This is a genomic window from Telluribacter roseus, from assembly GCF_017355915.2.
Lineage (GTDB): Bacteria > Bacteroidota > Bacteroidia > Cytophagales > Spirosomataceae > Telluribacter.
On the sequence record NZ_JAFEUV020000003.1, the window covers coordinates 659,915 to 680,504 of the forward strand.

General features: G+C 50.8%; 20 protein-coding genes. 11 read left to right on the forward strand and 9 right to left on the reverse strand.

What is annotated here, in order from left to right:
* Window positions 1–98: 98 nt before the first annotated feature.
* Window positions 99–1,241, reverse strand: coding sequence for an acyl-CoA dehydrogenase family protein (locus tag JTN23_RS08880; RefSeq protein WP_247234003.1), 1,143 nt, complete (start codon window positions 1,239–1,241; stop codon window positions 99–101).
* A gap of 294 nt (window positions 1,242–1,535) precedes the next feature.
* Here JTN23_RS08880 and JTN23_RS08885 point away from each other — a divergent pair, with 294 nt between their 5' ends.
* The 3 genes from JTN23_RS08885 to JTN23_RS08895 all read left to right on the forward strand — a co-directional run bounded on the left by JTN23_RS08885 (window position 1,536) and on the right by JTN23_RS08895 (window position 4,807).
* Window positions 1,536–2,873: a UDP-glucose dehydrogenase family protein gene (locus tag JTN23_RS08885; protein WP_247234005.1), complete on the forward strand. Its 1,338-nt coding sequence runs from the start codon at window positions 1,536–1,538 to the stop codon at window positions 2,871–2,873.
* Window positions 2,874–2,910: 37 nt separating this feature from the next.
* The gene (locus JTN23_RS08890; protein ID WP_247234007.1) at window positions 2,911–3,900 is read left to right on the forward strand and encodes a UDP-glucuronic acid decarboxylase family protein; all 990 of its coding nucleotides are present in this window, start codon (window positions 2,911–2,913) and stop codon (window positions 3,898–3,900) included.
* Between the two features lie 292 nt (window positions 3,901–4,192).
* On the forward strand, window positions 4,193–4,807 hold the full coding sequence (locus JTN23_RS08895; protein ID WP_247234009.1) for a DUF4136 domain-containing protein: 615 nt from the start codon (window positions 4,193–4,195) through the stop codon (window positions 4,805–4,807).
* An 89-nt stretch (window positions 4,808–4,896) separates the two neighbouring features.
* Here JTN23_RS08895 and frr read toward each other — a convergent pair whose 3' ends face one another.
* The 5 genes from frr to dusB all read right to left on the reverse strand — a co-directional run bounded on the left by frr (window position 4,897) and on the right by dusB (window position 8,760).
* Window positions 4,897–5,457 carry a ribosome recycling factor gene (gene frr, locus JTN23_RS08900; protein WP_247234011.1) on the reverse strand — a complete coding sequence of 187 codons (561 nt, stop codon included), beginning with the start codon at window positions 5,455–5,457 and terminating at the stop codon, window positions 4,897–4,899.
* 37 nt (window positions 5,458–5,494) lie between these two features.
* Window positions 5,495–6,217, reverse strand: a complete 723-nt coding sequence (pyrH, locus tag JTN23_RS08905; protein WP_247234013.1) for a UMP kinase — start codon at window positions 6,215–6,217, stop codon at window positions 5,495–5,497.
* Between the two features lie 61 nt (window positions 6,218–6,278).
* The gene (locus JTN23_RS08910; RefSeq protein ID WP_247234016.1) at window positions 6,279–6,779 is read right to left on the reverse strand and encodes an acyl-CoA carboxylase biotin carboxyl carrier protein subunit; all 501 of its coding nucleotides are present in this window, start codon (window positions 6,777–6,779) and stop codon (window positions 6,279–6,281) included.
* Window positions 6,780–6,805: 26 nt separating this feature from the next.
* Window positions 6,806–7,765 (reverse strand): DMT family transporter, encoded by a 960-nt coding sequence (locus JTN23_RS08915; protein WP_247234018.1) that lies wholly within the window; start codon window positions 7,763–7,765, stop codon window positions 6,806–6,808.
* Window positions 7,762–8,760 carry a tRNA dihydrouridine synthase DusB gene (dusB, locus tag JTN23_RS08920; RefSeq protein ID WP_247234020.1) on the reverse strand — a complete coding sequence of 333 codons (999 nt, stop codon included), beginning with the start codon at window positions 8,758–8,760 and terminating at the stop codon, window positions 7,762–7,764. The genes JTN23_RS08915 and dusB overlap by 4 nt, the downstream gene beginning before the upstream one ends.
* Before the next feature lie 132 nt (window positions 8,761–8,892).
* Here dusB and JTN23_RS08925 point away from each other — a divergent pair, with 132 nt between their 5' ends.
* The 4 genes from JTN23_RS08925 (at window position 8,893) to JTN23_RS08940 (ending at window position 11,803) form a co-directional block, all read left to right on the forward strand.
* A complete protein-coding gene (locus JTN23_RS08925) occupies window positions 8,893–9,852 on the forward strand; it encodes a CPBP family intramembrane glutamic endopeptidase (protein ID WP_247234022.1) in 960 nt (319 codons plus the stop codon).
* Between the two features lie 41 nt (window positions 9,853–9,893).
* Window positions 9,894–10,115 carry a putative signal transducing protein gene (locus JTN23_RS08930; RefSeq protein WP_247234024.1) on the forward strand — a complete coding sequence of 74 codons (222 nt, stop codon included), beginning with the start codon at window positions 9,894–9,896 and terminating at the stop codon, window positions 10,113–10,115.
* Complete coding sequence (locus tag JTN23_RS08935; protein ID WP_247234025.1) at window positions 10,087–10,920, forward strand: phosphatidate cytidylyltransferase; 834 nt, start codon at window positions 10,087–10,089, stop codon at window positions 10,918–10,920. Before JTN23_RS08930 ends, JTN23_RS08935 begins: the two co-directional genes overlap by 29 nt.
* Before the next feature lie 154 nt (window positions 10,921–11,074).
* Entirely contained in the window at window positions 11,075–11,803 is a 729-nt protein-coding gene (locus tag JTN23_RS08940; RefSeq protein WP_247234027.1) for a peptidase associated/transthyretin-like domain-containing protein, read from the forward strand.
* Between the two features lie 2 nt (window positions 11,804–11,805).
* Here the strand turns inward: JTN23_RS08940 and JTN23_RS08945 are convergent, their stop codons facing one another.
* The gene (locus JTN23_RS08945; protein ID WP_247234029.1) at window positions 11,806–12,609 is read right to left on the reverse strand and encodes a UDP-2,3-diacylglucosamine diphosphatase; all 804 of its coding nucleotides are present in this window, start codon (window positions 12,607–12,609) and stop codon (window positions 11,806–11,808) included.
* A 227-nt stretch (window positions 12,610–12,836) separates the two neighbouring features.
* On the opposite strand from JTN23_RS08945, the gene JTN23_RS08950 reads away from it, so the two are divergent.
* Together JTN23_RS08950 and JTN23_RS08955 are read left to right on the forward strand one after the other, a co-directional pair.
* Window positions 12,837–16,010 (forward strand): GEVED domain-containing protein, encoded by a 3,174-nt coding sequence (locus JTN23_RS08950; RefSeq protein ID WP_247234031.1) that lies wholly within the window; start codon window positions 12,837–12,839, stop codon window positions 16,008–16,010.
* 43 nt (window positions 16,011–16,053) lie between these two features.
* Window positions 16,054–16,929 (forward strand): hypothetical protein, encoded by an 876-nt coding sequence (locus tag JTN23_RS08955; RefSeq protein ID WP_247234033.1) that lies wholly within the window; start codon window positions 16,054–16,056, stop codon window positions 16,927–16,929.
* A 74-nt stretch (window positions 16,930–17,003) separates the two neighbouring features.
* On the opposite strand, the gene JTN23_RS08960 is transcribed toward JTN23_RS08955, so the two are convergent.
* The gene (locus tag JTN23_RS08960) at window positions 17,004–17,507 is read right to left on the reverse strand and encodes a DUF4494 domain-containing protein (protein ID WP_247234035.1); all 504 of its coding nucleotides are present in this window, start codon (window positions 17,505–17,507) and stop codon (window positions 17,004–17,006) included.
* A 172-nt stretch (window positions 17,508–17,679) separates the two neighbouring features.
* On the reverse strand, window positions 17,680–17,880 hold the full coding sequence (locus JTN23_RS08965; protein WP_247234037.1) for a DUF2188 domain-containing protein: 201 nt from the start codon (window positions 17,878–17,880) through the stop codon (window positions 17,680–17,682).
* Window positions 17,881–18,186: 306 nt separating this feature from the next.
* On the opposite strand from JTN23_RS08965, the gene JTN23_RS08970 reads away from it, so the two are divergent.
* Both JTN23_RS08970 and JTN23_RS08975 read left to right on the forward strand, forming a co-directional pair.
* Complete coding sequence (locus JTN23_RS08970) at window positions 18,187–19,893, forward strand: hypothetical protein (protein ID WP_247234039.1); 1,707 nt, start codon at window positions 18,187–18,189, stop codon at window positions 19,891–19,893.
* Between the two features lie 56 nt (window positions 19,894–19,949).
* Entirely contained in the window at window positions 19,950–20,579 is a 630-nt protein-coding gene (locus tag JTN23_RS08975) for a hypothetical protein (RefSeq protein WP_247234041.1), read from the forward strand.
* Window positions 20,580–20,590: the final 11 nt, after the last annotated feature.

The window sequence follows — 20,590 nt, forward strand, 5'->3', positions numbered from 1 at the left end:
GCGACCCGGGTGTAGGGTTGTCGGTACGCTCCGTGGATAAATGGTAAGGAGTAAAAACAAGAGTGCCGTCATAGTTATATGACGGCACCGGTAGTAGTTTAGTCTTTAAGTATCTCTCTTGAAATAACCAGCTTCTGTATCTCACTGGTACCTTCACCAATGGTACAGAGCTTACTATCGCGGTAGAACTTCTCAACGGGATAATCCTTGATAAACCCATAGCCGCCGAATACCTGTACGGCTTCGTTGGCTACCCTGACGGCCGTTTCGGAGGAGTGGTACTTGGCTACAGAGCTGGCCAGACTTACCTTTTCGCCCCGGTCTTTGCGATCGGCGGCATCGTACGTAAGCAGGGTAGAGGCCTGTACATCCGTATACATATCAGCCAGCTTGAAGGCAATCCCCTGAAACTTGGAAATAGACTGTCCGAACTGTTTGCGTTCCTTGGAATAAGCCAGAGCTGCTTCGTAAGCGCCCCAGGCGGTACCTACTCCCAGGGCCGCAATAGAAATTCGCCCCCCGTCCAGGATCTTAAGCGACTGGATAAATCCGTCACCTACTTCGCCGAGGCGCTGGCTGTCGGGTATACGGCAGTCCTCAAAGATCAGTTCGGCGGTTTCGGAAGCCCGCATTCCCAGTTTATCCTCCTTCTTGCCCGCCGAAAATCCTGGAGTACCTCTTTCTACAATAAAAGCGGTGGCTCCGTGTTTATCACCGGGCTCGCCGGTACGGGTTATTACTACGGCTACGTTGCCACTCTTTCCGTGGGTAATGAAGTTCTTGGAGCCATTGAGTACCCAATGGTCTCCATCGCGCACGGCTACGGTACGCATATTACCAGCGTCAGAGCCGGTATTGGGCTCAGTGAGGCCCCAGGCACCAATCCATTCGCCCGAAGCCAGCCTGGGCAGGTACTTGCTCTTCTGATCTTCGTTACCAAACATCAGGATATGATTGGTGCAAAGGGAATTATGAGCCGCCATCGAAAGACCGATGGAGGGGTCTACTTTGGACAGCTCTACGATGGCGGCCACGTACTCGCGGTACCCCAGGCCAGCGCCACCGTACTCCACAGGTACCAGCACACCCATGAGCCCTACTTCTCCTAGTTTATGGAAGACCTCAACCGGAAAGTGCTGGGCTTCGTCCCATTCGCGTATATGAGGACGTATATATCTTTCGGCAAAGTCACGAACCGTTTGCTCAATGAGGGCTTGGTTTTCGGCTACTTCGGTTGTCATATGGTTGCTTCTTTTTAGAATGTTGATGCGTTATGGATGAAGCTTGCTTGCAACAATATAACGATTTTAAGACTGCTTTGTTGGTAAGCATTATATAATACTCCGTAAGGCGATTTCCTGTAAAAATGACACTTAAAATGCTGATAAACCGCTTGCTAATAAGTGATGAACGGAGGTTTGAAATCTGTAGAAAACAACTATTTTTGGGCAGAGTTAAGGAAACAATTCCTAAAAAATAGTTTAGAGGACAGTTGTAATATAATATCTCACACTTATCAAACTAATCAACAAGATATGAAGATCGCAGTAGTAGGTACCGGCTATGTAGGGCTGGTAACCGGAACATGTTTTGCCGAAACCGGAAACCAGGTATGTTGCGTAGACATCGACGAAAATAAAGTAGCCCGCCTTAACGCCGGTAAGATACCCATCTACGAGCCCGGCCTGGACGTGTTGTTCGACCGCAACGTGGCCGAAGGACGCCTCAAGTTCACCACCAACCTGGCCGAAGGTATCGCCGGGGCACAGGTGATCTTCCTGGCGCTGCCTACCCCTCCCGGTGAGGATGGCTCTGCCGATCTGAAATACATCCTGCAGGTAGCCAATGACCTGGGCCCCATACTAGATCAATACGTAGTAGTCATAGACAAGAGTACCGTACCCGTAGGTACCGCCGAGAAAGTACGCGCGGCTATCGCTCAGAATGCTAAGGTAGAATTTGACGTAGTCTCCAATCCGGAGTTCCTGCGCGAAGGTGTAGCCGTGGAAGACTTCATGAAGCCCGACCGCGTGGTAGTAGGTACTACCTCAGACAAGGCCAAGAAGGTGATGGAGAAGCTCTACGCGCCGCTGGTGCGCCAGGGCAACCCGGTGATCTTCATGGACGAGCGCTCAGCCGAGATGACCAAGTACGCCGCTAACTCCTTCCTGGCCATGAAGATCACCTTCATGAACGAGATCGCCAACCTGTGCGAGAAGGTAGGAGCCAACGTGGATGATATCCGCCGTGGTATTGGTACCGACAGCCGCATTGGCAAGCGCTTCCTGTTTGCCGGTATCGGCTACGGGGGTAGCTGCTTCCCCAAGGACGTACAGGCGCTGGCTAAGACATCCGAAGACTATGACTACGACTTCCGCATCCTCAAATCGGTGATGGAGGTGAACGAAGACCAGAAGAAGAAGCTGTTGCCACGGGTGAAGGAGTACTTCGGCGGCGAGCTACGTGGCAAGACCATTGCGGTATGGGGACTGGCGTTCAAGCCCTATACTGATGATATCCGTGAGGCACCGGCCCTGGAGAACATCAAGGCGCTGCTGGCCGAAGGAGCCAACGTGACGGCTTATGATCCGGAGGGAATGGAGAATGTGAAGCGCCAGCTGCCGGAGATTACCTACTGCCATACGCCCTATGCGGCCCTGGATGATGCCGATGCACTGATGATCTTCACGGAGTGGCCGCAGTTCCGCACGCCGGACTTCGAGAAGATGACACGCCTGCTGAAGAACAAGGTGATCTTTGACGGACGTAACCTGTACGAGCTGGATGTCATGCGTGAGCAGGGCTATACCTACTACTCAATAGGTCGTGAGGCGGTGAATGCCGTAGTCAATCAGGCTGAGCCCACTTTGTAAGAATTTAATTCTCATATTCTACCCATACCTTTTATTAATGAAACGCGTACTTATAACCGGAGCAGCGGGATTTCTAGGGTCGCACCTGTGCGATCGCTTTATTAAGGAAGGCCACTACGTGATTGGCATGGACAACCTCATTACGGGGGACATGCGCAACATTGAGCACCTGATGCCGAACCCTAATTTTGAGTTCTATCATCATGATGTAACCAAGTTTGTGCACGTACCTGGCGATCTGCACTATATCCTGCATTTTGCTTCACCCGCCAGTCCCATTGACTACCTTAAGATCCCCATCCAGACGCTGAAAGTAGGTGCAATGGGTACGCATAACCTGTTGGGGCTGGCCCGGGCCAAAGGAGCACGGTTTATCATAGCCTCTACCTCGGAAGTATACGGTGACCCGCTGGTACACCCACAGACCGAAGACTACTGGGGACACGTGAATCCTATCGGGCCGCGTGGCTGCTACGACGAAGCCAAGCGCTACCAGGAGGCTATTACCATGGCTTATCACCGCTACCACGGGCTGGAGACGCGCATCGTTCGTATCTTCAATACCTACGGACCACGCATGCGCCTGAACGACGGCCGTGTACTGCCTGCCTTTATCGGACAGGCTCTGCGGGGCGAAGACCTGACGGTATTTGGTGATGGCTCACAAACCCGCTCGTTCTGCTACGTCGATGACCTGGTAGAAGGTATCTATCGCCTGCTCAAGAGTGACTACCCGTATCCGGTCAACATCGGAAATCCGGCTGAGATTACGATCGGGGAGTTTGCTGAGGAAATCATCAAAATAACCGGTACCAGTCAGAAGGTGATTTACAAGCCACTGCCACAGGACGACCCCAAGCAGCGTCAACCAGACATTAGCAAGGCCAGGGAAATACTGGGTTGGGAACCTAAAGTAGGTCGTGAAGAAGGACTCCGTATTACCTATGATTACTTCAGGAACCTACCGGAAGACCGCCTCTATGAGGAAGCCGGACACAGGGCTTTTGCAGAATTCAAGAAAGACTAAGTACAGTCAAAACGGTACTAATACATCCGGAAAAGCCTCCCACTATGGGAGGCTTTTTTATTATTTGTCTATCAGGATCGTGCCAGACAGGGCGTGGAGTACTTTACGCAGTACGGGTGTAGACCAGGAGGGACACTAGGCTTTAAACAACTTTATTTATATAGTTTACATAGCTTAGGTACGACTTTTTATCTATCTAAGACGAGCTTTGATCTATGATAATGAGCGTGTTAACGTATATATGTGATTGCAAAGCTCTTAAATGATGTTGAACTAAAATATGAATACTATCATGAAAAAGTTAAAAAAAGCACTTGTAGTACTATTAGCCTTTGTCGCGACACCTATACTAGCACAGAACACAAACTACCGGGTAGAGTCAGACAAGGATTTATCCGCGCCGTTTAGTAAGTACAAAACCTTTGCATGGGCACAGCAGGTTAATTCAGCCCAAAGCCTGGCTTATGCTGTGAATGATGCCATCTTCAAGACTGCCATAAGAGATGCCGTTGCGCATGAATTAGCCGCTCGTGAGTACAAAATGGACAGCCAGAATCCGGACATTCTGGTAAACTTCCGCGTATTTGATCAGCCTGTTGAAATGACGGGCTATGAGGGATATTTCCGTGATGCCAATTACTGGGGTGCCAATGAAGTTCGTAATAACAATCTGGGACTTATAACTCGTACGCACAATACTACAGGTACTACTGATCGGGGTAAGCAGTACTACTTTGATAAAGGTACAGTTATGATCCAGCTGGTTGATGCCAAGAAAGGTGTAGTAGTATGGCAGGGATACGCCAGCGGACTTACCGATGGTAATGCCTTTGATAAGAACACTGACCATGTAACCAAGGCCGTACACCAGATCTTCCGGGAGTATGACCTGGTACTGAATAACTAGTAACAGTTTGTTGCTGATAAAGCCTTAAAACAAGAAGGCTCTTTCCATCCGGGAAGAGCCTTCTTGTTTTATATAAGTAGTGTATAGTACTACACTTCCATGATATCCTTTTCTTTGGCAGCAAATACCTGCTCAACTCGGGCAATGTAGCTGTCGGTGATCTTTTGTACCCGCTCTTCTCCTACCTTTACCTCGTCTTCCGAAACACCTTCCTTGGTAAGCTTACGGATGGAGTTATTGGCGTCCTGACGGATGTTACGGATGTTGATCTTGGCAGTCTCGGCCTCCTGCTTAGCGCGCTTAACCAGATCCCGACGGCGCTCCTCGGTCAGCGGTGGTATATTGATACGGATAAGCTCCCCATCGTTTGAGGGAGAAAAACCGAGGTTGCTGTTACGGATTGCTTTGTTGATCTCACCTATCATGTGTTTTTCGAAAGGCTTGATGGCAATAGTACGGGCATCAGGTGTATTGATAGTGGCTACCGTATGTAGCGGAGACATTGAGCCGTAATACTCTACCTGAATTCCATCCAGCATCTGGGGAGTAGCCTTTCCTGCCCGAATTTTTGTCAATTCGATGTTCAGGTGCTTGAGGGCTCCTTCCATGGTGTCTTTGGCGTCTTCCAGATATAATTCTATCTCTTCCATGAGGTTTGGTTAAATAGTTATTTATGAAGTTACGCTGTTATTCGTTGGCTACCAGTGTACCTACTGATGCACCCATAACCAGGTCATACAGGTTACCATTCTTATTCATGTCAAACACGATGATGGGCAGGTTGTTTTCCTTGCAAAGCGTAAAGGCAGTCAAATCCATTATTTTCAGATTCTTGCTCAGCGCTTCATCAAAGGTCAGACGGTCGTACTTGGTAGCGGTGGGATCTTTCTCCGGATCAGCCGTATACACACCATCCACGCGGGTACCTTTGAGTACTACGTCTGCTTCGGACTCAATAGCCCGCAGGCTGGCGGTCGTGTCGGTAGTAAAGTAGGGGTTACCGGTACCTGCACCAAATATAACGATCCGGCCTTTTTCAAGGTGTCGGATAGCCCGGCGACGAATCAGCGGCTCACTTACCTGCTCCATCTTGATGGCCGACATCAGCCGTGTGTACATGCCGTGCTTCTCGAGCGAGCTCTGGATGGCCATGCCATTGATCACAGTAGCCAGCATACCCATATGGTCGCCCTGTACACGGTCAATACCTGATTTTTCAACGGATGCACCTCTGAAAATATTTCCTCCGCCAATCACAATGGCTATCTGAACGCCGGTTTCGGCTACGCGCTTGATTTCGCTGGCGTAGGTATCAAGGATATTGAAGTCTATTACCTGGGTTTTGTCACCACCATTTAGGGCTTCCCCGCTAAGTTTTAGAAGAATACGTTTGTATTTAGGTTCCGGCATGATGTAAGTATTGGAATGGATTCGTAAAAATAAGGACAGGGGGGGCAGAATTACAAGCTATTTACTCAAACTCTACCAATACCTGATTCTTTTCCACATTATCTCCCGCATTTATACGCAGCGCCTTTACCTTGCCTTCACCGGGAGCTTTGATGGCATTTTCCATTTTCATAGCCACCAGTACCAGTAGGGTATCGCCCTTCTGTACCTCATTACCTACCTGTACACTAACCGATTGGATCAGGCCGGGCATGGGGGCTTTGACATCATTTACCTTAGTACCAGCGGCTTTGCTCATCCCCATGCTTTCGAGCAGAAGGTCAAAACGATTTTTGGCCGAAGTAGTGTACAACTGGCCATTGATACGCAGGGTACAGGTCTTGGCGGCGCGGTCCGATTCCACTATTTCGATATTGTAGGACCGGTCATTCCAGATCACGTGGTAACGCTTGTCTTGTAGATCGACGATGTTGCCGTCAAAAGGGGTGTCTCCCAGCCACCACTGGTCTTTATCCTGGCGTAGTTCGTATGTGTCTGACTCATTAACAGTGATCTTGAGCATGGGCTATGTAGTATAGTTTGTGATGATTAAACAATAGGTTCTTCTTTGGGGGATGGGGGTATCTGAGCGGGGGGCGGATACATTTTTCGTTTCCGGTTGATCAGGTACACGCCCACCAGGATCACCAGGGTGCCCATCCACTGCTGCACACCTACCGCCTCGTGGTCCAGGATACCCCACGACAGGGCCACGATGGGCATCAGGTAGGTTACGGAGGACGCAAATACGGCGCTGGAAAGCTGGATGAGCCGGTTGAAAAGGATGGACATAAGGCCGGACGACAATACCCCCAGGCACAGTAGGAACGAGGAAGGGAGCAGATAGGCCGGATTGGACATCTTACCAAAAAAACTGGTAGAGAACAGGATGCCCAGAGCCAGTGGCCCTACTCCCGCAAAAATCCAGGCAGTGGACACCACGGCAGACAAACCACTCAGATGCCTGGCTACTATATTGATGTTGGTGCCATAAAATACGGTAGCGGCTACCGCAAAAAGAGCATAGGGGTTAGCCACGGACAAGGATGAGCCGCTTCGGGTCAGGATGAGCATGAGAGCCCCGCCAAGCGCAATAAGCAGGCCCAGTACCTGCATCCACCGGGGGCGCTGACCAAAAAACAAAGTACCTATCAGCATGGTAAACATGGGGCTGAGGGCATTGAGGGTACCAGCCATGGCGCTGCTGATGTGCTTGGCCGCCTGCGCAAACAAAAAGGCCGGCAGCAGATACCCCAGCAGCCCTGACAGGAACAGGTACTTGAATAGAGGACGCGGTACCTCTTTGTAGGAACGTAGCAGTATCGGCAGAAAGAAAACAAAAGCCAGAAACACCCGGCCCGCTGCCACCTCCGCCACGCTATATACCTGCAGGCTCTTTTTGATCAGGATAAATGAGCTTCCCCAGATCAGGGCCAGGAACAGCAATAGCCCCCAGATAATCAGGGGGGAGTCGGTCCTGGATTTGGGGAAGGTGGTGATGCTACTCATGCAGTGACAGGTTCGGCCTGGCTAAATACATCAGAGATTTCGTCCAGAATACTATTTAGTTCGAGGTACGACAGGCTCTCGACCAGCCTCATGCGATAAGGCTTGAAGTGGTTGAGTCCCTTGAAGTAGTTGGTGTAGTGGCGGCGCATCTCCAGGATACCCGTCATCTCACCCTTCCAGCGTACCGAGAACTCAAGGTGTTTGCGGCAGGCTTCTACCCGCTGTGCCAGGGTAGGAGGGGCCATCATTTCGCCCGTCCGGAAGTAGTGCTTGATCTCGTTGAAGATCCAGGGGTACCCAATGGAAGCCCGTCCGATCATGATGCCATCTATGCCGTAGCGGTTGCGGTACTCGAGGGCTTTTTCGGGGGTATCAATATCACCATTCCCGAATATAGGAATCTTGATCCGTGGGTTTTCCTTGATTTTGGCAATAAGGGTCCAGTCGGCCGATCCCTTGTACATCTGTACACGCGTGCGGCCGTGTACCGTCAGGGCCTGTATGCCTATATCCTGCAGGCGTTCGGCTACTTCCTCAATATTTTTTGTGCTTTCGTCCCAGCCCAGTCGCGTCTTTACCGTTACCGGCAGGTGGGTGGCTTTTACAACGGCTTCGGTCATCCGTACCATCTTCGGAATATCCTGAAGCAGGGCCGCTCCGGCTCCCTTACAGGCCACATTCTTAACGGGACAGCCGTAGTTAATATCAATCAAATCCGGACCGGCTTTGGTGGCAATCTGGGCGCACGAGCGCATGGTTTCGACATCGCTACCGAACAGCTGTATCCCTATCGGACGCTCATACTCAAATATATCCAGCTTCTGTACACTCTTGGCGGCGTCACGTATCAGGCCTTCTGACGAAATAAACTCCGTATACATCAGATCTGCCCCATTCTCCTTACACACGGCACGAAACGGGGGATCACTGACGTCCTCCATTGGAGCCAGCAGCAGTGGAAACTCACCCAGTTCGATTTGCCCTATCTTTACCATTCTATGACTAATTTGTTAGATTATTTTTAACTCGTCCGGTACCTCCGCTGGTTCCGGCAGACTACTATTTCAAACACCTCACTGAAGAAACTTGTTCTCGGATATGAAATTAGCCGTAAATTTACACCAATTATGGCAGAAACTAACCATCCCCCGGTACGTTCGCGCGTGCCCAATACCTGGCGAAGTCTACTGGTACTGATAGGATTTATCCTGATTGGTATGTCGGTAGGTAATATCCTGGCGGCTCTCCTGCTGGTGGCCTATCTGGCTACGCAGGGTGACTTTTCAATGGACGTAGTCAGTACTCTACTCCAGAATCCCCAGCAGGTACCCAATGGCTGGTACGCTCTGATGATCCTGCAGAGTACCGCTCATCTGTTTACCTTTCTGGTGCCTTCGTTGATGTACTGGTACTACATTGAGCGGCGCAAAAACGATGATTTTAATTTTAAGGAAGAGGCCAACGGCCGCATATGGCTGCTGGTATTGATACTGGTGATTGCCTTCATGCCATTCAACAGTCTGATCATCGAGTGGAATGCCGGGATGAAGTTCCCCCACAGCCTGCAGGGACTTGAAAACTGGATGAAAGGCAAGGAAGATCAGCTGGCACGCCTGACGAAGTTTCTGACGGAGTTTGAGAGCCTGCCCCAGCTGATCATAGCGCTGGTGGTGATCGCGCTCATTCCGGCCATCGGCGAAGAAGTACTTTTCCGGGGGGTACTGCAGCGGAAGCTGGCCGAGTCGTGGTCCAATGTGCACCTGGCTATATGGGTGACGGCGGCTATCTTCAGCGCTATCCATATCCAGTTTTACGGCTTTTTGCCGCGCCTGCTGCTGGGGGCCTTGTTTGGCTACCTGTACTTCTGGTCGGGCAGGCTGTCGCTGGCTATTTTTGCTCACTTTGTCAATAATGGCTTTACGGTACTGATGGTGTACCTGTACCACCACCGGGCCGTTGATATCAATATCGAGGATACGCGCTCAGTACCTTTCGGAACGGCTGTATTCTCCTTCGCGGCCACGGCTGCCCTGCTGTACAGCGTATGGCGCTGGACCGGACACTTCAAAGACAACAGACTCGTATAACATCGGGCAGGGCAGCAGCCTCCGATCGAACCAATAATCCTATGCAAGATAACTGGGAAAAGATATTTTCGACCAACCAACTCGTACGGGCTGAGATAGCCCGGTCGGTGCTGGAGCAGCATGGCATAAACGCCGTAGTACTCAACAAGCAAAGTAGTAGTTATCCGATATTCGGACTTTGTGAAGTGTATGTACCAACCGATGATGCCAGTAATGCCCGAAACCTTCTTGATAATGAGTCAGCACTTAAAGAATCTGAATAACTTACAACAACGAGTAATTGCCGCATTGGTTGGCGTCACGATCATCGTAATGTCCATCCTGTACAGTGATCTGACTTTTATGCTGTTGTTCTGTACGTTAAGTGCGCTTACACAGCTTGAATTTTATAAGCTTCTGGGCCTGGACGGCAACCAGCCGCTTACGCACTATGGTACTATGTGCGGAGTAGTACTGATTATACTTACCTACATCATCGAAAAAGGATTAGTAGCTTATGAGAACTACTTCATCATAAGCCCGCTGCTGGCGATGATCTTCTTTATCAAGCTCTACAAGCGTAACGATCTGAAGCCCTTTACCAACATTGGTTTTACCTTCCTGGGGCTGATCTATGTGGCGTTACCTTTTTCGCTGATCATAGTGGTAGCTATGCGCGGGGGTATCTATAATCCCGAAATTGTACTGGGAAGCCTGCTGCTGCTGTGGGCGAGCGACATAGGCGCCTACTTTGCCGGTACCAAGTTTGGCCGTCGCAAGCTGTTTGAGCGGGTATCACCCAAGAAGTCCTGGGAAGGTGCCGTGGGAGGAGCTGTTTTCGCGGCCTTTGTAGCCTTTTGTCTGGGCTTTTATTTCCGTACCTACGAGCCCTGGAAGTGGTACTGTATCGGGGCTATCATTACCGTGACAGGTACATACGGTGACCTTGTAGAGTCACTTTTTAAGCGTAGTATCGCCATCAAGGATTCGGGGAGTAGTATACCCGGTCACGGGGGATTTCTGGACCGCTTTGATGGGTTATTGCTGTCCACTCCGTTTATTGTGACCTTCATCAAGCTGTTTTCCTGAGATGGCACTCTTTTTTTTCTTAAATTTTCTTAATTACAATTAGTGGGAAGGTAGGGCGTTTATCTTTGAGAGGAATTCGTAATTTAGAATAAACAGCAGGCTCTTTCTTAGTCGATGGAGCAATCTTCAGACCCACAGATAAAGAAATGTAGTCATGAGATATAGAATAATCCTGTTATTGATAGTGTTGCTGGGGTGCCTCGGAGGCAAAGAGGCCGCTGCACAAGGTCAACAAAAGGCAATTATATTTACTGGCGTTGTAGTAGCAGGTAGTACTACTGAGCGCCTGCCGGGTACGTATATATTCATTCCCAAGGCCGGAAAAGGCACGCTGGCAAGTAGCTCAATGCAAAGCTTAGGACACTTTGCTATCCCTGTTTTTCCGGGCGATAGTATTGTGTTCAGCTACGTGGGTTATAAGACGCAGTACCATGTAATACCCCGTAACTACAATGCCGAAACCTATTCGGCTATTATAGCCATGCGTGAGGATGTACAGATGCTGGCCGAGGTACGGGTATACCCGTATGCTACCGAAGAGGACTTCAAGAAGGCTTTTCTGGAGCTGAAACTTCCCGATCAGGCCGGACGTGATGCGCTGGCCCGCAATACCGATCCTGACTACATCAACCGCATGGCGGCCCAGGTACCCAACAACGCACAGACCAACTTCAGGTACACCATGGACCAGCAGTTGTTTGGGCGTGAGTCGGCGGCCAATAAGGGTTTCGCAACCACATTTCCCTTCCTGAACCCATTCGCCTGGGCCAACTTCATCAAGTCGGTGCAGAACGGTGACCTGAAGCAGAAAGACTGGCGTAAGGAACTCAACCAGACGCCCCGCGAGAACATGACGCGGCAGGACTTCATGCGGGAAAAGTAGGGCTAGGCCTGATAGCTCAGCAGCTCTACCGTGGTACCATCAAATACAGCGTAGTGCTGCTGAGTCACCCACTCACCCAGATTGATATAACGGCTCTGCGCATTGACGCGCAGGTTGAGAGGTAGGTGGCGATGCCCGAAAATGTAGTAGTCGTGGTGCTGGATACCTTCCATAGCTACGCAGTACTGAAACAGCCACTCCCGTTCTTCACCCAAAAACTCATCTTCTGCTTTCTTATTATTTGAGATCCGGCTTCGGCGCGACCAGCCGGTAGCCAGTCGTATGCCCAGGTCAGGGTGAATCTGCCGGAACGACCAGCGCGCTAATGGATTTTCAAATACCTTTTTGAGCTGCTTGTACACGTGGTCACCCGGTCCGAGTCCGTCACCATGTCCAACCAAGATGCTGCGTGTAGTACCGGAGGAGGTAGTAAACTCGTAGCGTACCGGATCGCGGTACACCTCCGCATGGAGCTCTTCCGTCAGGTAGTCCGACATCCACATATCGTGATTACCCGTAAAGATCACCAGCCTGATTCCCTCGTCCGACAGCTCAGCCAGCTTGCCCAAGAGCCTGACGAAGCCTTTGGGTACGGCATGCTTGTATTCAAACCAGAAGTCAAAGATATCGCCCACCAGGAAGATAATCTGCGCGTTGCGCCGAATCGACTCCAGCCAGTTGACTATCTTCTTTTCCCGCTCGCGACTGACGGCGGGATTGGGAGCTCCCAGGTGGAAGTCAGATGAAAAGTATACGTGTTTTCCTGCCTGCAGGTGTACTGATTGGGAGGGTATGGTTAGCTTCATACGGTAAAATTCCAAAAGTCGCGCAAGTTACGACGTCCGACCAAACTGTGGTACTGGTAGGGGCTAATAGTTAGGTAGAGTACTTAAAACTTTGCCAAACCGGCAGGTGTGTTGTTGACTATCTGTACCACAGGCTGGTAGAAGATAAGGCAGACGTATAGGGACAAATGGCATGTTCTTTGCGCAAAAAATAGTACGTTTTGTATTAGTACTATTACTTCTTTCGGATGAATAAAATAAAAGGCTGCCATGGGTGGAGTAAAAACTGGATGGCAATCTTTATGGTCCTGTTCTTTCAATCTTACTACTCTACCGCACAAGAACTACGTTGTGGTACTCCCGAACCAACGGGAGCCGAAGTAGCCCGCCAAAAATCCAGCCTGACCGCCCTGAATGGGGCACGAAAGGGAGCGCGTACCAGTGGAGGTACTCTATACGTGCCGATCCGATTTCATGTACTGCGCCAAGGGGATGGGGCTGGAGGAGCCAGTCTGGGGGAGCTCAATCTGGTTCTGTCTGATCTGAATCAGCATTATTTACCGGGAGGTATCCAGTACTACATGGCAGGCAGCACTCCTGACTACATCGACAGCGACATCTACTATGACCTGGACATTACGGAGGAAGCGGCGCTATGCGCAACTCATGATGTACCCAATGCCATAAACCTGTACCTGCCGGGCACGATTACCAGCGAGGGCTCCCTTATCACCGGCTATGGCTATTATCCCTCCACAAGTGCCATGAGCAACCGGCTCTTTGTCCGTAAGGACAGGGCGCTTGATCATAAAACCATAGCGCACGAGCTGGGGCACTACTTTAATCTGCTACATACCTTTTATGGCAATGCCAGTACGGCCGTAGAGAACCGCGAGCTGGTCACACGCGGCGAAGGAGCCAACTGCAACCTAGCGGGTGATCTGGTGTGTGATACGCCCGCTGATCCGTACGGGCTACCTGGTACCAGTACCACCGGCTGTACCTACACGGGTACGGCTACGGATGCACGGGGAGAGCAGTTTACGCCTCTTCTTTCTAACATCATGTCGTACTACTACTCGTGTGGGAATAGGTTTACTCCCGGCCAGTACGCCCGTATAAGTGATGGGGTAGTACTCAGACTAAGCCCGCACAACCAGTATACGCTGGATTATGCACCGGCGCCGGGCGAGGTAGTAAGTAACCTGATCGCTACCTATACCGAGCAGGGAGTCCGGCTGGGCTTCACCGATAACAACTCTAACGAGAGCGGGTACCTGATCGAGCGCGCTACCTCACCCGATGGACCTTTTGTGGCCCTAACCGGGCTGGCGCCGGATGTTACCACCTACCTCGACACCCAAGTTGATTCCCATCATACCTACTACTACCGGATCAGGGCTTCGAACGGTCTCGCGTATAGCGCTACTGCGTCGGTGCAGGTACAAAAACACTACTGCCGTCCCTCGTATACCACCGCCTGCTCTCCTGTGTTCATTGCCGATTTTTTGCTAAGGAATGCCAGCCAGACGCTGATCAGTACGCTAAACTCAGACTGTGGCCAGGGCGGTTACAGCGACTATACCAGCGTCGCGAGTCCGGTGAAGGTGGGAGAAAGGTACACCTTTACGGCCAGAGCGGTAGCAGGTGGAGCAGGAAGCTACTACAAGCAGCACCTGACCATCTGGATTGATTATAACCAAAATGGTACGTTTGATGGGGCTGAGATGGTGTTTCAGTCCGATGAAAGTACCATGATGCTGCCTACCGCATCGGCGTCGTTTACAGTACCATCCACAGCCCTGCCGGGTACTACCCGCATGCGGGTACGGTCGCAGTACCATACCTACGGGCCGGTTAGTGACCCTTGCGGCCAGCTCGCATTCGGAGAAGTAGAGGACTATACCCTTCAGATCATTACGACTCAGCTGCCGACTATCGCTACCACCTCGTTGAGTACTAACGTGGTATACCCGGGGGAGAGCCTGGAAGTAGCTTTTGAGACTACGGGAGAATTTGGAGAAGGAAATAGATTTACGGTCCAGCTGGGAGGAGCTAGTGAGGAGGAGTTCTTTGCCATCCCGACTACCGGAGCGGGTAGTCCACTCACTGTAAAGATTCCGGACGAGCTGGTAGGTGGAACAAACAACCGGGTACGCGTGGTGGCCAGTCAACCAGCCACTATGGGTACCGTAAGTACGCAGCTACTACAGCTCAGGCAGTTACCGCCAGCGCCGTTGATTTCAGCCGATAAAACTACCATTTGTGAGGGAGAGAAGGTGGTGTTAAGTGCTACGGGCTGCGAAGGTACTGTTACCTGGTCGCACGGGGCTACGGGAGCATCGGTAGAGGTACTGCCTGTAACACCCTCCTCCTATACCGCTACCTGTACCGTTGAAGGCCGTACAGGCGGCGCCGCCGATAGTATACGCATCACGGTTCAGCCCAGGGTAAAGGCTACCATCGGCACTGATGCAGACATACGCCTGGGTGAAAGTACTAAGCTAACCGTAAGGCGTACGGCCGGTGCGTCGCCCTGGGGCTTTACCCTTTCGGATGGTTCTGTGTATGATAATCTGGTGGATTTGGTGGTGACTGTACCGGTTACACCTGCTGCTACCACTACGTATCGTCTGGTACAGGTGCAGAATATGGCCTGTGGAGTGGGCGAGGGGAGTGGTGAGGCTACGGTTATAGTTAGTAAGAGTCAGGTAGTGGATCTACAAATCAGGGTACTTCTGGAGGGACCGCTGCGACGCAATACAAATCAGATGGTGACCAGCCTGAATCAGCGTGGGCTACTGCCGGGACAAGTACCCGTCAATCCTGCGGCGCCACCTACACTGGCCGGACAGCCGTATAGCGGGAGCCCCTGGAACTACGCAGGCACCGAATCAGTAGACAGCTATCCGGCTGATGTGGTGGATTGGGTATTGGTAAGCCTGCGTACATCCCCTTCGGCAAAAGACTTAGTACACCGTATGGCCGCTCTGTTGCATTCGGATGGGCACCTGAGTTTCCCGGGTACATTACCCGAGCTGTACAAAGGGGAGGCGTACTACCTGGTAGTGGAGCATCGCAACCACCTGGGCGTACTGTCGCACCAGGCCGTGCCGGTACAGAATGGTACCATTTTCTATGATTTCAGCCAGCAGGATGCCTACACCGCGACCACGCCCCGCTCGGCCGGACAGAAAAAGATTGGCACCTTATTTGCTATGTTTTCGGGCGATGGAAACAAAGGTTTACCTAATCAGAACTTTGATCTGAACGTAAACGATTTTAGCCTCTGGAAGCTGTCGAATGGCATTTTTGACCGGTATCAGCAGGCCGACTACACTCTGGACGCTCAGGTGTCGGTAGCAGATAAGGTACTTTGGAGCCAGAATAACGGCAAATTCTCAATGATCGGCAGGCAGTAGTACTATCCTCGCAGCCTGACTGATAGACACGTAAACGCTACTTATGAAGTACCACTTATACTCCACGTCACCCCTCCGCTACCTGTTACTCCTCATCCTGTGCCTTGCCTACAGCGCCACGACTATGGCTCAGAGCGGCCGGTTTGATCTGAGGCTGCGGCAACAGTCTTCCGACTGTGCTACACGTAAGGTGGTGTTTGCGCTTGAAGTCCGGGCCTCCGATGCGGATCATACCTTTACCCTGGCTTCGTCTAACCTGCGCTTTTCGTACCCAACTGCCGTGCTCAACAATCCGGTACTGAGTTCGCAGGTGAGTTATGCGACTGGTAACTACGGCGCCCAGACTTTCGTGAATCAGGATGGCATTGTAACGATCAACATCAACTACCAGGGCGGTGTACATACCGATACGATCAATGTTAACACCACCTGGCGGACCGTGTCGCAAATTACGTTTGATATACCCCAGGCTTCGACCGGTTGCTACAGCCTTAACTGGAATACTACCGACTTTCCAAGCCTGGAGGTGTACCAGTTGGATGGCGGCCCCAGCAACGAAGTACCGGCTACGCTGGGAACCGCTAGTAACGCCACAGGCTGCGCTTTTACAGTTCCAACGGCTACACTAACTGGTACCCAGAGCGTGGATAAAGACGAGGCGGCTATGCTTACCATCGCATATACGGGTACTGCCCCCTGGAAGGTGACCCTCTCCAACGGCAATACCTACACCAGCAGCAACACCATGCAGATGATCGAGGTATACCCTACGGCTTCCACTTCGTATACGATTACAAAGGTTGAAGATGCCTGCTCGGTAGGTACCTCCAGTGGCAGTGCGGTGGTATCTATCAAGGACCCCGGCCCCACATGCCGGACACTCTGTGCACCGATCAGCTATCGGATCATCAGGAACTAGCTACTTAGGGTACATCTATAACACAAAAGGCCTCTGGACTTAGTCCAGAGGCCTTTTGTTGCATGAGTTATCGCTTACTGCTCAGTAGCAGCCCGCTCCGCCATTACCTCCGACAGAGGACGCAGGTTAGCCGGAATCTGTTCTTCATCTGTATCGCTGCTGTACGGAAATACATCCAGAATAGTGGTCAGGTTCAGATCCGTCGTTTCGTAGGGGACCAGCATGGTACGCAGGCTATCGGTGATACGCTCCAGGGCCTGGGTGATATCTTCGGCGTTGAGCAGCATGTAGTTGGTTACCTTCTTTTCTTTCCCGCTTTTCTCGTCGATGGAGTAGTACACAACCTTAGCCTTAAACCACTTTTCACCCTCTTCGAAGGTAAACAGGTCGGCCAGACGCATACGGGTGATACTGTTAACTGTAAAGTCCGAAGCACCCGTTACAATCTGCTTGTAGAGCCGGGCTTCGGCTTCGGTATATGAAAGGGCATCAACCAGATAAGTCTCATTGATGGTCTTTAATTTTCCGCTCTCTTCTTCCTTTTGGTATCGGATTTTTCCTAGGTACCAGCTTGCCATGATATATCGATTTGAAATGTTGAACTTCGTAGTCAGGGCCGCAAAGGTAGCTGCTAACGGGGCGCCTTGCAACGGAAGCTCCACATCTTTTCACCAACAAAAAAAGCATCGTACGCAGGCACGACGCTTCTCAGGAATCTATCAGATTTATACTGTACAACAGAGGCGATACTTAGGTAGTCGCTCTTGTCTTCTTGATCTTTTTTCCCCGGTTTTCGCCCCATTCCTCGGCCTTGGCCGTAGCAATGGCAATGGCTCTGCCTTCTTCGTATCCCTCATCAAGTAAGGCATTGGCAATCTCGATGGCTTTATTGCGTACAGGAGCCATCAGGTTTTTCATGGAAGCCGGATAGTTTTCTTTGGTCCAGGGCATAGCTGTCGATGTTAAAGTGGTGACTTGTATGGGTAGGAAAACAATTATGCCAGAAAGTCTGTATTTATGCTGAAAATCAGTTTGCAACTTCCCACATTGGTTTAGTTTTTAGTAAATTTTTGATTTCCACACAAACAAAGAAAAGCTAATTCAACTTAGATAAGGCATAAACAGACCTTAAAAATGTTATCACCCGATACCTATCTTTACGCATACTTTCTTATTACGCTTCTCCTACTTCTCCTATTTGGTATTGCTATTAGCCGATATCCCAGTACCTCCCTCTCCAAGATTACAGGGTACGGGTTGGTAGTCTTACCCATAATATACTTCTTTTATATCATTTACAGCCATGCCGTAGACATCCCCTTTACCGATGACTACGAACTGCTCCAGTCGTTTTACAAGCTACTGTATGCTCCCGAGCCCTTAGACAGGGTTAAGGCCTGGTTTGAGCAGGTCAATCAGCACCGCTTCGCCTTTGAGCGGGCGGTTATGCTGGGTATTTACCAACTGGCGGGCTCCGAAAACATAAAAATGCAGATCATAGTCGGTGATTTGTTTCTGCTGGGTATCCTGTTCCTGCTGTATAGGCTTTGGCGGGCAGAGGGCCTATCGCTGGCAGCCTTTGTACCGGTGCCTTTTCTGTTGTTCAACCTGATCTACCACGAGAATGCCATTTGGGGTATTGCGGCCATTCAGAACACCTCCCTCATCTTTTTTGCCATGCTGGCGGCCTACGCCCTAAGTCTTAATACCACCCGGGGGTACTACGGGGCACTGGCCTGTACCGTGACCATCACCTTTGTGAGCGGGAGCGGGTTGGCGGTATGGCCAATTGGACTCCTGATCCTGTTCCTGCAGAAACGGTATAAACACATGGGAATATGGATAGCTGCCGCCGTGGCGGTGGGGCTTTTTTACTTCCTGTTCGACTACGAGTACATCAAAGGTGATAATGCGGCCCTGTTCAGCCACCTGTTCTATAATCTTATCTATGGGCTGAGTTTCATGGGCGGTACTTTTTATATGGACAGGCCGCATCCACATCCCTCGAGCTACTACCTGGATGTAATTGTATCGGTGGTGGCAGGGGCTGTATTGATCACTATATTCGTCTTGTTCTTTCTGCGGATTCTTCAGCAGAAGTCGGCTTCGGTACGCTGGACCTACTGGTTCTTGCTGGGCAGTATGCTATTTCTGCTGGCTACGGGAGCCATGCTGGTACTTAGCCGGCCGGTTAGTGTCAATATCATCTGGGGAGGTGAGGTATTTGCCCGCCGGTACATGATTTTTGGTACTGTATTTCTGGTTTGCTGCTACCTGGCAGTGGTGCTCCTGATTAAAAGTTATCCTGCCACCATAATGCGGGCATGGGTTGGGGCTTCGCTTGTACTGGCGGTGGGGGTGAATCTGGCGAGCTACTATATTTCGTTGCATCAGGTACGCATCTATCGCGAAGATCTTATTGCCGACACCTACTACTGGCCTACGCACCAGATGCTGCTAACTACCGGGCAGGACTACGGGCAGAAGTTTTTTTGGAACCACCCCACCATGATGACGGACCTGACGCGTAATCTTGACCGGAGCGGGCTCTACCGGTTCCCGGTGCACCCCCTGACGCCTCTAACAGCCAGCTTAGCGTCTGTGCCGGTACAGGAAGATCCGGAGCAGAAAGGGATTATGGATATAAAGTCGGAACAAAAGCCAGGCTGGGCGGGAATGGTGAAAAACCGGGTAACCCTCGCCTATGAACTGCCGGAGGAGCCCACCGGAGAACTCAAGTACGTGGCTTTACGTTCTGACAAGCACCTGTTTCTGTTACCAGCTGTACCCAGGCCCAATCCTTTTATGGATTTTGTCAGAACGGGCAATTATTACGGTACAGAGTACAAGTATTCCTTCTGGGGGACCAAGTTGTTAACTGATACGTACGAAATCTGGTTGTTGTACGTAGACCAGGCCGGTAACTGGAGCCGAACGGCAACCGGACAAGTTTTAAACCTTTGAATGGCTGACGCATCTAACCAACCGAAGGCGTCACTGAAACAAATAGATTAGCTTATATGAAAAAAGTACTTTTTGGAATACTCGCTCTTATGGTCGCGGTGGTATTCACTCAATGTAGTGTAGGAAGACAGATCAAAGAAGCAAAGGCTTTGGCTGATTGCAAATTCCAGATCACCTCCGCCGATAGTATCTACCTGGCAGGAATTGATGTACGCGAATTCCGGACTATTACCAATCCCAGTGAATTGGATCTGGCTCGTTTCCCTCGTTTGGGTGTGGCGCTACTACGTCGTGATGTACCGCTGAACCTCCGGCTTAACCTCAGCATCATGAACCCTACTAACCGGGTAGCCGCTGTTAACCAGCTTGAGTATAAGATACTACTGGCCGACACGGAATTATTTAAGGGATTGCTGGATCGTCGTATTGAGGTATCACCTGACTCCGGCAGGACTACTATACCCATCAGCCTAAGTACCAATGCTTACCAGTTGATCTCTAATCAGCAGACGAGAGATGAATTCCTGGCGATGGTACAGGCCCTGTCGGGTAGAGCGGATGCCAAGCCGGCCATTCTGACCATACAGGTTAAGCCTACCCTGGCAGTGGGAGATAAGCAAGTAGATTATCCTGGTTATATCACCATCAAGCAGGAAATCACCAGCAAGACCTTTCTTGGATATTAAGAAAAAACAAA

Bases quoted from the DNA above. Each gene is read 5' to 3' on its own strand.
- JTN23_RS08880 (WP_247234003.1), bottom strand. From the start codon at position 1,241: ATGACAACCGAAGTAGCCGAAAACCAAGCCCTCATTGAGCAAACGGTT.
- JTN23_RS08885 (WP_247234005.1), top strand. From the start codon at position 1,536: ATGAAGATCGCAGTAGTAGGTACCGGCTATGTAGGGCTGGTAACCGGA.
- JTN23_RS08890 (WP_247234007.1), top strand. From the start codon at position 2,911: ATGAAACGCGTACTTATAACCGGAGCAGCGGGATTTCTAGGGTCGCAC.
- JTN23_RS08895 (WP_247234009.1), top strand. From the start codon at position 4,193: ATGAAAAAGTTAAAAAAAGCACTTGTAGTACTATTAGCCTTTGTCGCG.
- frr (WP_247234011.1), bottom strand. From the start codon at position 5,457: ATGGAAGAGATAGAATTATATCTGGAAGACGCCAAAGACACCATGGAA.
- pyrH (WP_247234013.1), bottom strand. From the start codon at position 6,217: ATGCCGGAACCTAAATACAAACGTATTCTTCTAAAACTTAGCGGGGAA.
- JTN23_RS08910 (WP_247234016.1), bottom strand. From the start codon at position 6,779: ATGCTCAAGATCACTGTTAATGAGTCAGACACATACGAACTACGCCAG.
- JTN23_RS08915 (WP_247234018.1), bottom strand. From the start codon at position 7,765: ATGAGTAGCATCACCACCTTCCCCAAATCCAGGACCGACTCCCCCCTG.
- dusB (WP_247234020.1), bottom strand. From the start codon at position 8,760: ATGGTAAAGATAGGGCAAATCGAACTGGGTGAGTTTCCACTGCTGCTG.
- JTN23_RS08925 (WP_247234022.1), top strand. From the start codon at position 8,893: ATGGCAGAAACTAACCATCCCCCGGTACGTTCGCGCGTGCCCAATACC.
- JTN23_RS08930 (WP_247234024.1), top strand. From the start codon at position 9,894: ATGCAAGATAACTGGGAAAAGATATTTTCGACCAACCAACTCGTACGG.
- JTN23_RS08935 (WP_247234025.1), top strand. From the start codon at position 10,087: ATGAGTCAGCACTTAAAGAATCTGAATAACTTACAACAACGAGTAATT.
- JTN23_RS08940 (WP_247234027.1), top strand. From the start codon at position 11,075: ATGAGATATAGAATAATCCTGTTATTGATAGTGTTGCTGGGGTGCCTC.
- JTN23_RS08945 (WP_247234029.1), bottom strand. From the start codon at position 12,609: ATGAAGCTAACCATACCCTCCCAATCAGTACACCTGCAGGCAGGAAAA.
- JTN23_RS08950 (WP_247234031.1), top strand. From the start codon at position 12,837: ATGAATAAAATAAAAGGCTGCCATGGGTGGAGTAAAAACTGGATGGCA.
- JTN23_RS08955 (WP_247234033.1), top strand. From the start codon at position 16,054: ATGAAGTACCACTTATACTCCACGTCACCCCTCCGCTACCTGTTACTC.
- JTN23_RS08960 (WP_247234035.1), bottom strand. From the start codon at position 17,507: ATGGCAAGCTGGTACCTAGGAAAAATCCGATACCAAAAGGAAGAAGAG.
- JTN23_RS08965 (WP_247234037.1), bottom strand. From the start codon at position 17,880: ATGCCCTGGACCAAAGAAAACTATCCGGCTTCCATGAAAAACCTGATG.
- JTN23_RS08975 (WP_247234041.1), top strand. From the start codon at position 19,950: ATGAAAAAAGTACTTTTTGGAATACTCGCTCTTATGGTCGCGGTGGTA.